At 70.5% G+C, this 14182-nt stretch carries 13 protein-coding genes; 10 read left to right on the forward strand and 3 right to left on the reverse strand.

What is annotated here, in order from left to right; all coding sequences use genetic code 11:
* The first annotated feature begins 227 nt into the window (after positions 1-227).
* The 9 genes from ruvC to HJ588_RS16270 all read left to right on the forward strand — a co-directional run bounded on the left by ruvC (position 228) and on the right by HJ588_RS16270 (position 9800).
* Positions 228-764 carry a crossover junction endodeoxyribonuclease RuvC gene (ruvC, locus tag HJ588_RS16230; RefSeq protein WP_171157600.1) on the forward strand — a complete coding sequence of 179 codons (537 nt, stop codon included), beginning with the start codon at positions 228-230 and terminating at the stop codon, positions 762-764.
* Positions 761-1357: a Holliday junction branch migration protein RuvA gene (ruvA, locus tag HJ588_RS16235; RefSeq protein ID WP_171157602.1), complete on the forward strand. Its 597-nt coding sequence runs from the start codon at positions 761-763 to the stop codon at positions 1355-1357. The genes ruvC and ruvA overlap by 4 nt, the downstream gene beginning before the upstream one ends.
* 3 nt (positions 1358-1360) lie before the next feature.
* Positions 1361-2449: a Holliday junction branch migration DNA helicase RuvB gene (gene ruvB, locus HJ588_RS16240; RefSeq protein WP_171157604.1), complete on the forward strand. Its 1089-nt coding sequence runs from the start codon at positions 1361-1363 to the stop codon at positions 2447-2449.
* A 166-nt stretch (positions 2450-2615) separates the two neighbouring features.
* On the forward strand, positions 2616-3050 hold the full coding sequence (gene yajC, locus HJ588_RS19075; protein WP_212756106.1) for a preprotein translocase subunit YajC: 435 nt from the start codon (positions 2616-2618) through the stop codon (positions 3048-3050).
* A gap of 4 nt (positions 3051-3054) precedes the next feature.
* On the forward strand, positions 3055-5025 hold the full coding sequence (gene secD, locus HJ588_RS16250) for a protein translocase subunit SecD (protein ID WP_171157606.1): 1971 nt from the start codon (positions 3055-3057) through the stop codon (positions 5023-5025).
* Positions 5025-6176: a protein translocase subunit SecF gene (gene secF / locus HJ588_RS16255; protein ID WP_171157608.1), complete on the forward strand. Its 1152-nt coding sequence runs from the start codon at positions 5025-5027 to the stop codon at positions 6174-6176. The genes secD and secF overlap by 1 nt, the downstream gene beginning before the upstream one ends.
* Positions 6177-6184: 8 nt before the next feature.
* On the forward strand, positions 6185-6709 hold the full coding sequence (locus tag HJ588_RS16260; RefSeq protein ID WP_171157611.1) for an adenine phosphoribosyltransferase: 525 nt from the start codon (positions 6185-6187) through the stop codon (positions 6707-6709).
* 43 nt (positions 6710-6752) lie between these two features.
* Positions 6753-9074 carry a RelA/SpoT family protein gene (locus HJ588_RS16265; protein ID WP_171157613.1) on the forward strand — a complete coding sequence of 774 codons (2322 nt, stop codon included), beginning with the start codon at positions 6753-6755 and terminating at the stop codon, positions 9072-9074.
* Between the two features lie 297 nt (positions 9075-9371).
* The gene (locus HJ588_RS16270) at positions 9372-9800 is read left to right on the forward strand and encodes a hypothetical protein (RefSeq protein ID WP_171157615.1); all 429 of its coding nucleotides are present in this window, start codon (positions 9372-9374) and stop codon (positions 9798-9800) included.
* A gap of 11 nt (positions 9801-9811) precedes the next feature.
* Here the strand turns inward: HJ588_RS16270 and HJ588_RS16275 are convergent, their stop codons facing one another.
* From HJ588_RS16275 to HJ588_RS16285, 3 genes are read right to left on the reverse strand one after another with little or no spacing between them, the layout of a single operon-like run.
* On the reverse strand, positions 9812-11134 hold the full coding sequence (locus tag HJ588_RS16275; RefSeq protein WP_171157617.1) for a M18 family aminopeptidase: 1323 nt from the start codon (positions 11132-11134) through the stop codon (positions 9812-9814).
* Positions 11134-12666, reverse strand: coding sequence for a DUF349 domain-containing protein (locus tag HJ588_RS16280; protein ID WP_212756107.1), 1533 nt, complete (start codon positions 12664-12666; stop codon positions 11134-11136). Before HJ588_RS16280 ends, HJ588_RS16275 begins: the two co-directional genes overlap by 1 nt.
* On the reverse strand, positions 12663-13379 hold the full coding sequence (locus HJ588_RS16285; protein WP_343036764.1) for a peptidylprolyl isomerase: 717 nt from the start codon (positions 13377-13379) through the stop codon (positions 12663-12665). The genes HJ588_RS16280 and HJ588_RS16285 overlap by 4 nt, the downstream gene beginning before the upstream one ends.
* A 94-nt stretch (positions 13380-13473) precedes the next feature.
* Here HJ588_RS16285 and HJ588_RS16290 point away from each other — a divergent pair, with 94 nt between their 5' ends.
* Positions 13474-14169 (forward strand): MBL fold metallo-hydrolase, encoded by a 696-nt coding sequence (locus tag HJ588_RS16290; RefSeq protein ID WP_171157619.1) that lies wholly within the window; start codon positions 13474-13476, stop codon positions 14167-14169.
* The last annotated feature ends 13 nt before the right edge of the window (positions 14170-14182 follow it).

Raw genomic sequence — 14182 nt, forward strand, 5'->3', positions numbered from 1 at the left:
GGCATTTCTCGACCCTCGGCGTACCAACACGCCGTGCGAGCCGCGATATTCGGCGCGTCGGTATGCCGAGGGTCGACTTTTGCGGGGGCCGCGGGCCGGGGCGACCGGAGCTGGGGCCGCGCGCGACGCGCCGCCCCCGCCTTCGTGGGTATGACGCAGGCTCCGCCTAAGCTGGACGCGCCGAACATATGTCGGACCCCGCCGTCCCGAAGGAGATCGCCCCGCCCATGCGCGTGCTCGGAGTCGACCCCGGCCTGACCCGGTGCGGGTTGGGCGTTGTCGAAGGCGGGATCGGCAAGCCGCTGCGCATGATCGCGGTCGGTGTCGTGCGCACGCCGGTCACCGACGACCCGGCCGAGCGGCTGCTCAGCCTGCAGACCGAGATCGACGAGTGGATGGAGCGGCACGAGCCCGAGTCCGTCGCGGTCGAGCGGGTCTTCGCCAAGGCCAACATCAAGGGGATCATGGGCACCGCGCAGGCCTCCGCCATACCCATGCTCGCGGCTGCGCGGCGCGGGCTGCCGCTCGCGCTGCACACACCGAGTGAGGTCAAGGCATCGGTGACCGGCAACGGTCGCGCCGACAAGGCCCAGGTCACCGCGATGGTCACCCGCATCCTGCGACTGCAGACCGCGCCCAAACCGGCCGACGCGGCCGACGCGCTCGCGATCGCCATCTGCCAGGTATGGCGCGGCGGCGCGCAGGACCGGATCGCCGCCGCCGTGGCCCGGCAGCAGACGGCACTCCAGGCGGCCCGCCGATGATCGCCAACCTGCGCGGCCCGGTGCTGCACGTCGGCCTCGACCAGGTCGTCGTCGACGTCGGGGGAGTGGGCTACCTGGTGCACACCACGCCCGCCACCGCGGCCGCCCTGCGCACCGGCCAGGAGGCGGACCTGTCGACCAGCCTGGTGGTGCGCGAGGACGCGCTGACGCTCTACGGCTTCGGCGGCACCGACGAGCGTGACCTCTTCGAGCTGGTGCAGACCGTCAGCGGCGTCGGCCCGCGAATTGCCTTGGCAATGCTCGCTGTTGCCGCCCCCGACGAGATCAGGTCGGCGATCGCCGAGGGCGACATCCCGCGGCTGGTCAAGACGCCTGGCGTCGGCAAGAAGGGCGCCGAGCGCATCGTGCTCGAACTCAAGGACAAGGTCGGGCCCGTCGTCGCCTCGAGCGCGCCCGAGGCACCGGCCGCGCCGGCCTCGACCCAGCACGGACAGGTCAGCGAGGCGCTCGTCGGTCTCGGCTGGTCGGCCAAACAGGCCGACGACGCGGTCGCCAAGGTCGCCGCCGCCGACCCGGAGCTCACCGAGGTGTCCGCGCTGCTCAAGGCCGCGCTGCGCGAGCTGGGGCGCTGACCCGTGACCGACGGCTACGACGACGAGTCCTACGATGCGACCGCGCGCATCGTCGACCCCGGCGGGGACGAGGAGGAGCGCCGCATCGAGGCCGCGCTGCGGCCCAAGAAGCTGGCCGACTTCCCTGGGCAGCCACGGGTGCGCGACCAGCTCGGGCTGGTGCTCGAGGCCGCCCGGCGCCGCCAGAAGCCGCCGGACCACGTGCTGCTCTCCGGGCCGCCCGGTCTCGGCAAGACCTCGCTGGCGATGATCATCGCCGCCGAGCTGGAGCAGCCGATCCGCATCACCAGCGGTCCCGCCATCCAGCACGCCGGCGACCTGGCCGCGATCCTGTCGTCGCTCGCCGAGGGCGAGGTGCTCTTCCTCGACGAGATCCACCGGATGGCGCGGCCCGCGGAGGAGATGCTCTACCTGGCGATGGAGGACTTCCGCGTCGACGTGATCGTCGGCAAGGGACCGGGGGCCACCGCCATACCTCTCGAACTGCCACCGTTCACCGTGGTCGGCGCGACCACCCGGGCCGGTCTGCTGCCGGCGCCGCTGCGCGACCGGTTCGGCTTCACCGGGCACCTGGACTTCTACGACCCGGCCGACCTCGCGCAGATCGTCACCCGCAATGCCGGGCTGCTCGGCATCGAGACCACTCCGCAGGGGGTGGACGAGATCGCCGGTCGTTCGCGCGGCACGCCCCGCATCGCCAACCGGCTGCTGCGCCGGGTGCGCGACTACGCCCAGGTGCACGGGGCGGGCGTGCTCGATCGGGGCGCCGCACGAGCCGCGCTCGATCTCTTCGACGTCGACGAGCAGGGGCTGGACCGGCTCGACCGGGCCGTGCTGGAGGCGCTGTGCCGTCGGTTTGGCGGCGGGCCGGTGGGCCTGTCGACGCTCGCGGTCGCGGTCGGCGAGGAGCCGGACACCGTCGAAACCGTCTCCGAGCCCTACCTGGTGCGCGAGGGCTACCTTGTGCGCACCCCGCGCGGCCGCGCCGCGTCGGCCGCCGCCTGGGCACACCTCGGACTCACCCCGCCACCCGACACAACGGGTATGCCGCAGCTTCCGATCGACGAGGGCGGTGGTCGCTTCGGCGACTGACGAGCGCCCCGCCCTGCGGAACCTCCGGGCGGCTGGCCCTCGTTGGACTCACGTGCGTCACCGGCGAGGCACGTCATACCCAGGGCGGACCTCGCATTAGACTCACCGGTCGGCTGTCATCGCGGGCAGTCACCGCACACCTCGACCACCAAGGACTGACACCTCGATGGGCACCCTGCTCTTCCTCATACCTCTCGTGCTGCTCGCGTGGCTCTTCTGGCAGCAACGCCGCCGGCAGCAGCAGATGGCGAAGGCCCAGTCCGAGATCACGATCGGCAGCGAGGTGAGCACCACCTCCGGCCTGCTCGGCACCCTCGTGGCGATGGACGACGAGATCGGCACGATCGAGGTGTCCCCGGGCGTGCAGCTGCGCTTCGACCGCCGCGCGATCGTGCCCCGCACCCAGTTGCGGCCCGGTGCCACCGGCGCCGCTGTCACGACGGAGCCGGTGGAGGACCAGCCGGCGGCAGGTCAGGGCACGACCGACCTGAGCAAGACCAACCCGAGCAAGCCCGACCCGAGCAAGCCCGACCTGAGCAAGCCGGAGGCGTCGCCGAGCGAGCCGGACCGGCGCGACGACAACCCCGAGACGAAGGCGTAACTAGGTGGCAACCCGAGCACGTCGTTCCCCGGGCGGGTCACCGCGCCGGATCCTGGTCATCCTGCTGTTGCTGGTGATCGCGCTGTTCGCCGGGATAGCCGGCACCACCGCCTGGGCCTCACCGAAGGGCAAGTGGACCCCGCTGCTCGGCCTCGACCTCGAGGGCGGCCGGCAGATCACCCTGCAGCCGATCGTCGGCAAGGATCAGCAGGTCAACAAGGGTCAGGTCAACCAGGCCGTCGACATCATCCGCAACCGGGTCAACGGCAACGGCGTCTCCGAGGCGCAGGTCAGCACCCTCGGCAGCAACCTGATCGTCGTCTCGCTGCCGGGCAACCCGAGCGAAGAGACACTCAACTCCCTCGCGCAGTCCTCGCAGCTGGCGTTCCGCGCGGTCATCACCTCCGAGCCCGTGCAGCAGCCGGCGCCGGCCCCGAGCCCGTCCGGGAGCGCCACGCCCTCGGGCAGCGCGACCCCGTCCGGCAGTGCCACGCCGTCCGGCAGCGCGACCCGCTCCGGCAGCCAGAGCGCCGCGCCCTCGGGCTCGGCGTCCTCCGGCGCCAACGACGTGCTCCCGCAGGCTTTCAAGGCCGAGACCAACTCGCCGTCGCCGAGCGCGACGCCGAGCGGCTCGGCGTCGGCCAAGCCGTCTGCCTCGCCCAGTGGTTCGGCCACCCCGACGCCGCCGGTGCAGCGCCAGCTGCCCGGGGCCGGTCAGCAGCCGACGTCGGCCAGCGACACCGCCTGGGCCAGCAAGACCGTTGACGACGTCTGGGTCACCAACAACCTGGTGCCGTCCGGCACGACCTACCAGCAGCTCTACGAGAAGTTCCCGTGCACGGCGGCGGCCGCCAAGGGTGGCCCGAGCCTGGAGCAGTGGCGCGAGGTCGCGGCCCGGGCTCCACTGGACCAGCCGGATGTCATGTGCTCCCAGGACGGTGCCCAGAAGTACCTGATGGGTCCGTCGGAGGTGTCCGGTCGGGAGCTGACCAACGCGACCTACGGCCAGACCACCAACCAGCAGGGTCAGCAGACCGGCCAGGTCGCGGTCAACCTGAGCTTCAACGACAAGGGCAAGAGCACCTTCGCCGACGTCACCAAGCGGCTGATGACCTTCCAGCAGAACACGCCGCAGAACACCTTCGCGATCACCGTCGACGGTCAGGTCATCTCCAGCCCGAGCGTGAACTCGCCGATCACCGACGGCAACGCGCAGATCACCGGCAGCTTCACCAACGCCACCGCCAAGACACTCGCCAACCAGCTGAAGTTCGGCGCCCTGCCGTTCTCGTTCAAGGAGCTGACCTCCAGCCAGGTCAGCCCCGAGGTCGGCAGTGACCAGTTGCAGAAGGCGCTCATCGCCGGGCTCATCGGTCTCGCGCTCGTGGTGGTCTACTCACTGCTGCAATACCGCGCACTCGGCTTCGTCACGGTGCTGTCGCTGATTGTCGCGGGCGTGCTCAGTTACGGCCTGGTCACCCTGCTCGGCACGACCAGCGGCTTCCGGCTCACGATGGCCGGCGTCACCGGCCTGATCGTGTCGATCGGCATCACCGCCGACAGCTTCATCGTCTACTTCGAACGCGTCCGCGACGAGGTCAGATCCGGCAGACCGCTGCGCGCCGCGGTCGAGACCGGTTGGAACCGCGCCCGGCGCACGATCATCATCTCGGACGCGGTCAACTTCCTCGCCTCCGCCGTGCTCTACGTGCTCAGCGAGGACAACGTGAAGGCGTTCGCCTTCACCCTCGGCCTGTCGACAATCGTCGACCTCGTGGTCGTCATGATGTTCACCCACCCGGTGCTCACCCTGCTGGCCCGCACCACGTTCTTCGGCGGCGGCCACAAGTGGTCCGGCTTCGACCCGGATCGCCTCGGCGCCCGTGGTGTGACGTATGCCGGGCGCGGCCGCGTCACCATCGCCGACCGGAAGGCGGCGGCCGGCACGGCCGCCGCTCAGGGAGGAAACGCCTGATGCCCAGCTTCGCCCAGTTCGGTAACGACCTCTACACCGGTCGCCGGCAGATCGACTTCATCGGCCGGCGCCGCACCTGGTACCTCATCACCGCCGTGCTGCTGGTCATCGCCGCCGTCGGGCTCTTCGGCCGCGGGCTCAACTTCAGCCTGGAGTTCGAGGGCGGCTCGCAGGTGCAGGTCGCCAAGGTGAGCAACACCAGCAACTTCGACGCGCGTGCGCACGACGCCATACGCAGCGCCGTCGGCAACGCCGACAACCTGCAGGTGACCAAGGCCGGCCCGAGCACGATCAAGGTCGAGACCAAGAAGCTCGGCAACGGCTCGTCGGCCGACACCGACAAGGTGGCGACCGCGCTCGCCAAGGAGTTCAACACCAAGGACTCCGACGTCACCACGCAGTTCATCGGGCCGTCGTGGGGTGACACCGTCACCAAGAAGGCCATCCAGGCGCTGATCGTCTTCCTGCTGCTGCTCGCGCTGTTGCTCGCGATCTACTTCCGCACCTGGACGATGGCGGCGGCCGCGCTGGTCGCGCTGGTGCACGACCTGTTCTTCACCGTCGGCATCTACGCGCTCACCGGCATCGAGATCTCGCCGGCGACGATGATCGGCTTCCTCACCATCCTCGGCTACTCGATCTACGACACCGTCGTGGTGTTCGACAAGGTCCGCGAGAACACCGACGAGGCGATCAAGACCGGCAACCGCACCTACGCCCAGGCGGCCAACTACGCGGTCAACCAGACGCTGGTGCGGTCGATCAACACCTCGGTGGTGGCGCTGCTGCCGATCACCGCGATCCTGGTCGTCGGCATCTTCCTGCTCGGCCCGGGGACGCTGCTCGACCTGGCGCTGGCGCTGTTCTTCGGCATCGCGGTCGGCACCTACTCCTCGATCTTCATCGCGACCCCGCTGCTGGTGTCGCTGCGGCACCGTGAGTCGTCGATCAAGGAGCTGGACAAGCGGGCGCACGCCTTCCAGTCCAGCCAGGCGAGCGTGCTGGAGAAGTCCGGCACGACCGAGCACACCCCCGGCGAATCCGCTTCCGGCGTGGTCGAACCCGAGCGTGCGAAGGCCGCGGCCGCCGCGCTGGCGACCAAGACCCGGCGCCGGGAGATCCACCCGCTCGCCAAACGCGACGAGGACTGAGGCAGCACGTGGCCACAGCCGCCGAGGTGCTTGGCACCCACACCCGCGAGGTGCCCGACTTCCCGACGCCGGGAGTCGTCTTCAAGGACCTGAGCCCGCTCTTTCGCGACCCGGAGGCGTTCGCCACGGTGCTGGCCGACATCGGCGACCGGTGGCGCGGCAAGGTCGACGTCGTCGCCGGCATCGAGGCGCGCGGCTTCATCATCGGCGCACCGCTGGCGCAGGCGATGGGCGTCGGGTTCGTGCCGATCCGCAAGGCCGGCAAGCTGCCGGGGGAGACGCACACCCGCTCCTACGACCTGGAGTACGGCGAGGCGACCATCGAGGTCGCGGCCGATGCGTTCGTGCCCGGCTGCACGGTGCTGCTCGTCGACGACGTGCTGGCGACCGGCGGAACCGCCGCCGCAGCAGCGGAACTCATCGAGCGGGCCGGTGCGCGGGTGACCGCGCTGGAGGTGCTGCTGGAGCTGTCGTTCCTGCACGGCCGGGAGAGGTTGCCCGGGCGTGAGCTGCACGCCATACAGGTCGACTGACGGGGTGCCACGGCGGCCCGGCCGCCGCGACTAGACTCGGTGCATGAGTCAGGACGAACGCGTCGGCGGGGCAAGCTCTTCGGCCTCCCGGGTGCGGGCCAGACTCGTCCGGTTCGGGGCGCCGCGCCCGGCCACCAACCGTGAGCTGGAGCCGCTGCTCGCCACCGTGCGGGCCACCCACCCGAAGGCCGATCTCGGCATCATCGACCGCGCCTACACGGTCGCCGAGGAGGCGCATCGCGGGCAGTTGCGCAAGAGCGGCGACCCCTACATCACCCACCCGCTCGCGGTGGCGACCATCCTCGCCGAGCTCGGCATGACGCCGCCGACGCTCGCCGCGGCCCTGCTGCACGACACCGTGGAGGACACGTCATACGGCCTGGCGCAGTTGCGGCAGGAGTTCGGCGACGAGATCGCGATGCTGGTCGACGGCGTCACCAAGCTCGACAAGGTGACCTACGGCGACGCCGCCCAGGCCGAGACCGTCCGCAAGATGGTCATCGCGATGGCCCGCGACATCCGGGTGCTGGTGATCAAGCTCGCCGACCGGCTGCACAACGCCCGCACCTGGCGCTACGTGTCGGCCGAGTCCGCGCAGCGCAAGGCCACCGAGACGCTCGAGATCTACGCGCCGCTCGCGCACCGGCTCGGCATGAACACCATCAAGTGGGAGCTGGAGGACCTGTCCTTCGCGACCCTCTATCCCAAGGTGTATGACGAGATCGCCCGCCTGGTCGCCGACCGTGCGCCGGCCCGCGAGGAGTATCTGCGGCAGGTGCGCGAGCAGGTCACCGCCGACCTGCGCGCGGCGAAGATCAAGGCGACGGTCACCGGCCGGCCGAAGCACTACTACTCCGTCTACCAGAAGATGATCGTCCGCGGCCGCGACTTCGAGGACATCTACGACCTGGTGGCGGTGCGGGTGCTGGTGGAGTCGGTGCGCGACTGCTACGCGGTGCTCGGCACCCTGCACACGCGATGGAGCCCGCTGCCCGGGCGGTTCAAGGACTACATCGCGATGCCGAAGTTCAACATGTACCAGTCGCTGCACACGACGGTCATCGGTCCCGGCGGCAAGCCGGTGGAGATCCAGATCCGCACCTTCGCGATGCACCGCCGCGCCGAATACGGTGTCGCGGCGCACTGGAAGTACAAGGAGGACGCCAAGAAGGTCGCCGGCGACACCGGCAGCGACGCCGGGCCGGTCAACGACATGTCCTGGCTGCGGCAGCTGCTGGACTGGCAGCGCGAGACCGCCGACCCGGGGGAGTTCCTGGAGTCCCTGCGCTTCGACGTCGGCTCGCGCGAGGTCTACGTCTTCACCCCCAAGGGCTCGGTCATCGGTCTGCCGGCGGGGTCGACGCCGGTCGACTTCGCCTACGCGGTGCACACCGAGGTCGGGCACCACACGATCGGCGGCCGGGTCAACGGCCGCCTGGTGCCGCTGGAGTCGCCGCTGGAGAACGGCGACGTCGTCGAGATCCTCACCTCGAAGGCCGACGGCGCCGGGCCGAGCCGCGATTGGCTGACCTTCGTCAAGAGCCCGCGCGCCCGCAACAAGATCCGCCAGTGGTTCTCCAAGGAGCGCCGCGAGGAGGCGATCGAGAACGGCAAGGACGCCCTCGCCCGCACGATCCGCAAGAAGGGCATGGGCATCCAGCGGCTGATGTCGCACGAGACCCTGACGTCGGTCGCCGAGCAGCTGAAGTATCGCGACATCGACGCCTTGTATGCCGCCGTCGGCGACGGCCACGTGTCGCCGGAACACGTTGTCAAACAACTGGTTTCGATGCTCGGCGGCGAGGACGGCACGACCGAGGACCTCGCCGAGGCGACCAACCCGATGGGCCGCAACCGGCGCGCGTCGGCGAGCGATCCCGGCGTCACCGTGGTCGGCACCGACGACGTGTGGGTCAAGCTCGCGCGGTGCTGCACCCCGGTGCCCGGCGACGACATCATCGGCTTCGTGACGACCGGCAACGGCGTGTCGGTGCACCGCCGTGACTGCACCAACGCCGAGCAGCTGCTGGCCCAGCCCGAGCGGCTGCTCAACGTCGCGTGGGCGCCGTCGGCGGCATCGGTCTTCCTGGTGCAGCTGCAAGTCGAGGCGCTGGACCGCAACGCGCTGCTCTCCGATGTGACCCGGGTGCTGTCCGAGCAGCACGTCAACATCCTCTCGGCGTCGGTGCAGACCACCCGCAACCGGGTGGCTATCTCGAAGTTCACCTTCGAGATGGGCGACCCCAGCCACCTCGACCACGTGATCAAGGCGGTCCGCAAGATCGACGGCGTCTTCGACGTCTACCGGATCACCGGCTCCGGTCACCGCCGCGACGAGCCGCAGCGCGCCGCCGCCGACAACTGAGCAGGCCCGCGCGTGGTCGCGGGTGTGTGTGGGCGCGTGCAGCCGCGCGTGCAGAAGTCGCGACGGTTGCGCCGTACGCACGCGAATCCGGCTGGGGGCGTGCAGAAGTCGCGACGGTCGCGCCGTACGCACGCGCAACCGGCGGGCAGCCGCTGGTCTCGTAAGCGACCGTGATGTCAGCCGCACTCCCGCTTACGAGATGCGCTCCGGCGGGCAGAAGTCGCGACGGTTGCGCCGTACGCACGCCTGTGGACAACTTCTGCGGGCGTATGACGCGCCGGTGCATCCTCTGGAGGCATGACAACTTCGTTCAAGGGCAAGCCGATTCGCACGGACGCCGACCTGCTGGCCAGGTGGCAGGAGCTGATGGGGGAGGGCGGTTTCGGCCGGCGCAGTCTCTGGCTGATCTTCCTCAACGCGCGCGGTAGACAGGCCGATCTGGTGATGCCGGTCGACGAGGTCCCGATACGACCCGACCCGCAGGAGGTCGCGGGGATCGCCCGGTTCATCGGGATGATGCGCGACGAGGTGGGTGTCGCCGAGGTGCCGTTGCTGCTGTCGCGGCCGGGCCCGTCGAAGATCACCGAGAGCGACCGCCGGTGGGCGATCGCCCTCACGGATGCGATGCGCGACCTGCGCCCGCGCTGGCCGATCCACCTCGCGACCAAGGACCGCGTGCAGGTCTTCGCGCCGGACGACCTCGTCGCGCTCGACCCGGGCGCGTGACCCCGAACCGGTCAGGCGGGGGCGAGGAACGCGGTGAGCGCGTCGGCGTACATCCGCTGGTCGTCGGTGCCGACGAGTTCACGCACCGAGTGCATCGACAGCGTCGGCGCGCCGAAGTCCACCGTGGTGACGCCGGTGAGCGCCGAGGTGATCGGGCCGACCGTCGACCCGGACGGCAGGTCCGAGCGCACCACGAAACTCTGCATCGGCACCCCCGCCTGCTCGCAGGCCAGTGAAAACGCTGCAGCACCAACCGAATCCGTGGCGTAGCGCAGATTGTTGTTCACCTTGAGCACCGGGCCGCCGTTCATCGCGATGCGGTGCTGCGGCTCGTGCCGGTCGGCATAGTTGGGGTGGGTCGCGTGCGCCATGTCGCCCGACGCCACCACGCTCCCGGCCAGCGCGCGATGCAGGTCCTCGCGGTCGCCGCCGAGCTGGCGGGTGATCCGCTCCAGCACCGTCATCAGGAACGCCGACTGTGCGCCGCGCTCGGACACCGAGCCGATCTCCTCGTGGTCGAAGAGCGCGAGCACCTGGGTGGCCGGGTCGCCCGGGCCGTCGTCGGTGGCCCGGATCAGCGCGCGAGTGCCGGCATACGACGTGGCGAGATTGTCCATCCGCGCCCCGGCGATGAGTTCTCCGTCGCGGCCGAACAACGCGGCCGGCTGCAGATCGAAGGTCATGGCGTCCCAGGCGACGACGTCCTGCGCCGGGACGTCGAGCAGGCCGGCGACGAAGGCCCGGAAGTCGCCAGGAGCGTCGCCGATGCCCCAGTGCGGCACCAGGTGCTGCTGGGGGTTGAACTGCTCCCCGTCGCGCGCCGACCGGTCCAGATGTATGGCGAGCCGGGAGATCCGCAGGATCGGGTCATCGGCCACGAAGAGACGTTCCTCGGTCCCCGACGCGCCGCGCACCGCGGCGCGGCCGGCCACGCCCAGGTCACGGTCCAGCCAGCTCGGCGCGATGAGCCCGCCGTAGGGCTCCACGCCGAGCAGCTGCCAGCCGGCGCGGGTCAGGTCCGGCTGCGGCTTGATCCGGAAGTTGGGGGAGTCGGTGTGCGCGCCGACCACCCGCAGGCGCGTGGCCGGGCCGTCGGCGTGCTCGGTCGACCAGGCGATCAGCGAACCTGCGCGCACCACGAACCAGCGCCCGGGCTCTGCCGGCCACTCGTCGCGTTCGGCGAGTGCGGTGAAGCCGGCCGCCGTCAGTTGCCTGGCGGTCTCGGCGCAGGCGTGGAAGGGCGTCGGGCTGGCGCCGAGGTAGTCGACCAGTCCTGCGGCGACCGACGTGGCAGCGTCCTGGTCGGTGTGGGCGGCGTCCGGAGCGGGCACCATCAACGGCCGGAGTCCTGCAGGCCGCCGCGGGCCTGCTCCAGCCAGGCCTGGCGGGCCTTGAGCGACTCCTGCAACTCCTTGACCGCCTTGTCGTTGCCCTTCTCCCGGGCTTGCGCGAGCTCGGTCTCCAGGTCGGCCACCGCCTTCTCCAACTGGTCGACCATCGACTGCGCGCGAGCGGCGAGCTCGGGGTCGGTCTTCTTCCACTTGGAGTCGTCGGCCTCGCGGACGGCGGTCTCGACCCGGCGCATCGCCTTCTCGATGCGGTCCATGTCCTTGCGCGGCACCTTGCCGGCGGCGTCCCACTTGTCCTGGATCTTGTGGAGCGCGGCCTTGGTCGCGCCGACGTTCTTGACCGGCAGCAGCGCCTGGGCCTCCTTGAGCAGCTCCTCCTTGACGGCCAGGTTGGCCTCGAACTCCTTGTTCTCGACGGCGGCGACCTCGTCCTTGGCGTTGAAGAACGCGTCCTGGGCGGCCTTGAAGCGCGCCCACAGCTTGTCGTCGTCCGCGCGGGAGGCGCGCCCGGCCTGCTTCCACTCGCCCATCAGCCGCTTGAAGGCCGAAGCGGTCGAGCCCCACTCCTTGGAGGTGGACAGCCGCTCGGCCTCCGCGATCAGCCGCTCCTTGCGCTGCTTGACCGCGGCGTGCTCCTCGTCGAGGCGGGCGAAGTGCGACCGCCGCGTCTTGTCGAAGCCGTTGCGGGCGGCGCTGAACCGCTGCCACAGGGCATTCTCGGTCGGCTTGTCGAGCTTGGCGCCGGAGCGCTGCAGGTTCTTCCACTCATCGAGCAGGGCCCGCATCCGCGCGGTGCTCTGCTTCCACTGCACCTTCTCCACCGGCTGCGCGGCGATCTGCTCGGCCTCGGCCACGACCGCCTCGCGCTGCTCCGCGGCGGCAGCCCGCGCGGTGGCGCGAGCCTCACCCTCAACTTGAGCCTTCGCCTTCAGGGCGGTGGCGATCTGCTCGACGGTTGCGTCCAGCTGGGCCAGGTCGCCGACGACATGTGCGGAGCCGATCTGCTCGCGCAGCGCCCGCAGCCCCTCGTGGCCGTCGTGGACCGACAGGTCGGTCTGCACCACCCGCTGCAACAGCAGGTTGGCCGACGCGGCCAGCTCGTCGTACTTGCGGGCGAAGTAGGCGAGCGCCTCCTCGTGCGTGGCGTCGGGGTAGGAGCCGACCTCACGCTCGCCATCCGGGGTGCGCACGAAGACCGTGCCGTCCTCGGCGACGCGGCCGAAGGACGCGGAGTTGGTCGCCGCCGTGGGTGCGGCCGGCGCGGCAGGCACCGCCGGTGCGGCCGGCGGGTGCGGCTTGATGGACGCCGGCGACGGCGGGGCCGGGCGCGGGGCCGCCGGTGCGGCGGGCTGGTCGGTCGCAGGAGTCGCCGGCTCGGACGCTGCGGCCGGCGTCACCTCGGGCTCGGCGGCAGGCTGCTCGGGCTGCTCGGGCGCAGGAATCGCCTGCTCCGGCGCGTCGGGGGTGGGCTCGGTGGAGTTCTCGGGAGTCGAGTTCTCGGGTGACATGGTGTTCATGCCTTCTTCTCGGTGACGGTGACCTTGATGATGCTGACCGGCTGCTTCGGCGGACCGTCGCCTGACGGGTTCTCGGTGCCGGCCTTCGCCACAGCTTGCACGATGTCGAGGCCGCCGGTCACCTTGCCGAAGATCGAATAGCCGCCGCCCTCGGTCGGCAGCTGGGTGTCGGCGTACACGATGAAGAACTGTCCGCCGTTGGAGTTCGGGTCCTGCGTGCGCGCCATCGCCACGCTCCCGGCCGGGTAGAGGCCCGTCGCCGGGGCGTTCTCGATGCCGAAGCCGTAACCGGGGGTCCCGTTGCCGGTCCCGGTCGGGTCGCCGCACTGCAGCACGAAGATGCCGGAGGTCGTGACCCGGTGGCAGGGGCTGTCGTTCCAGTACCTGCCCGCCAGCTGCACGAACGACGCGACCGTCTGCGGGGCCTTGGAACCGTCGAGCTCGAAGGTGATCACCCCGCAGTTGGTCACCACCTTCGCCACGAACGTCTTTCCGGCGGCGGTGGCCTTGTCCGGCAGTGAGTACGTCGGCGGGTCGCTCTGCGGCGTCGGCGGCGTGGTGCAGGTGATGCCGCTCACGGCCTCCGCGGATGCCAGGCCGAGGGACGCGCTCTGCCGGTTGGGGTTGGGGCTGCTGGAGCCGCAGGCCGTCAGCGTGGTGACGGCAACCAGGCAGCAGGCGCCGAGGACCGAGCGGGTCCGGGTCAGACGCACAGGTGGTTCTCCTTGTCGCGGGCGTATGGCGCAGGGCGCGCCATACGCAAACGCGCTCAGTCTAGTGAGGCCGCAAACCGATACGCTCGCCTGCGTGCTGACCGTGTCGTTCCCCGCCGAAGCGTTCGCGACCAACTGCTACGTGCTCGCCCCCGGCCCCGGCGAGGAATGCGTCGTGGTCGACCCCGGCATCGGTGTGCTCGACACCCTCGGAGAGGTGCTGCGCGAGCACCGGCTGAAGCCGGCGGCGGTGCTGCTCACCCACGGGCACATCGACCACGTCTACTCGGTGACCCCTGTCTGCGGTGGTCAGCTCGGCGCCTACATCCACGCCGACGACCGCTACCGGTTGCGCGACCCGCTGACCTCGCTCGGCCCGGAGCTGATCTCGATGTTCGAGCAGCAGTTCGGCCGGGCCGCGACCTGGACCGAGCCGTCCGACATCATCGAGGTGCACGACCGCGAGCAGCTCGATCTGGCGGGGCTGCGGTTCGGCATACGACATGCGCCCGGGCATACCGAGGGGTCGGTGATGTTCGACCTCGACCAGGTGCCCGACGGGTTGCCCGACGAGGCGGCGGTGTCCCGCACGACCCTGTCCGGGGACGTGCTCTTCGCCGGGTCGATCGGCCGCACCGACCTGCCCGGAGGTGACCACGCGGCGATGCTCAGGTCGCTGAAGGACGTCGTCCTGCCCCTGCCCGACGACACCCTGGTGCTGCCCGGCCACGGCCCCGGCACCACGATGGCGCGCGAACGCGCCACCAATCCCTACCTGCAGAACCTTTAAGGACGATTTCTTC

The organism is Flexivirga aerilata (assembly GCF_013002715.1).
Classification (GTDB): domain Bacteria; phylum Actinomycetota; class Actinomycetes; order Actinomycetales; family Dermatophilaceae; genus Flexivirga; species Flexivirga aerilata.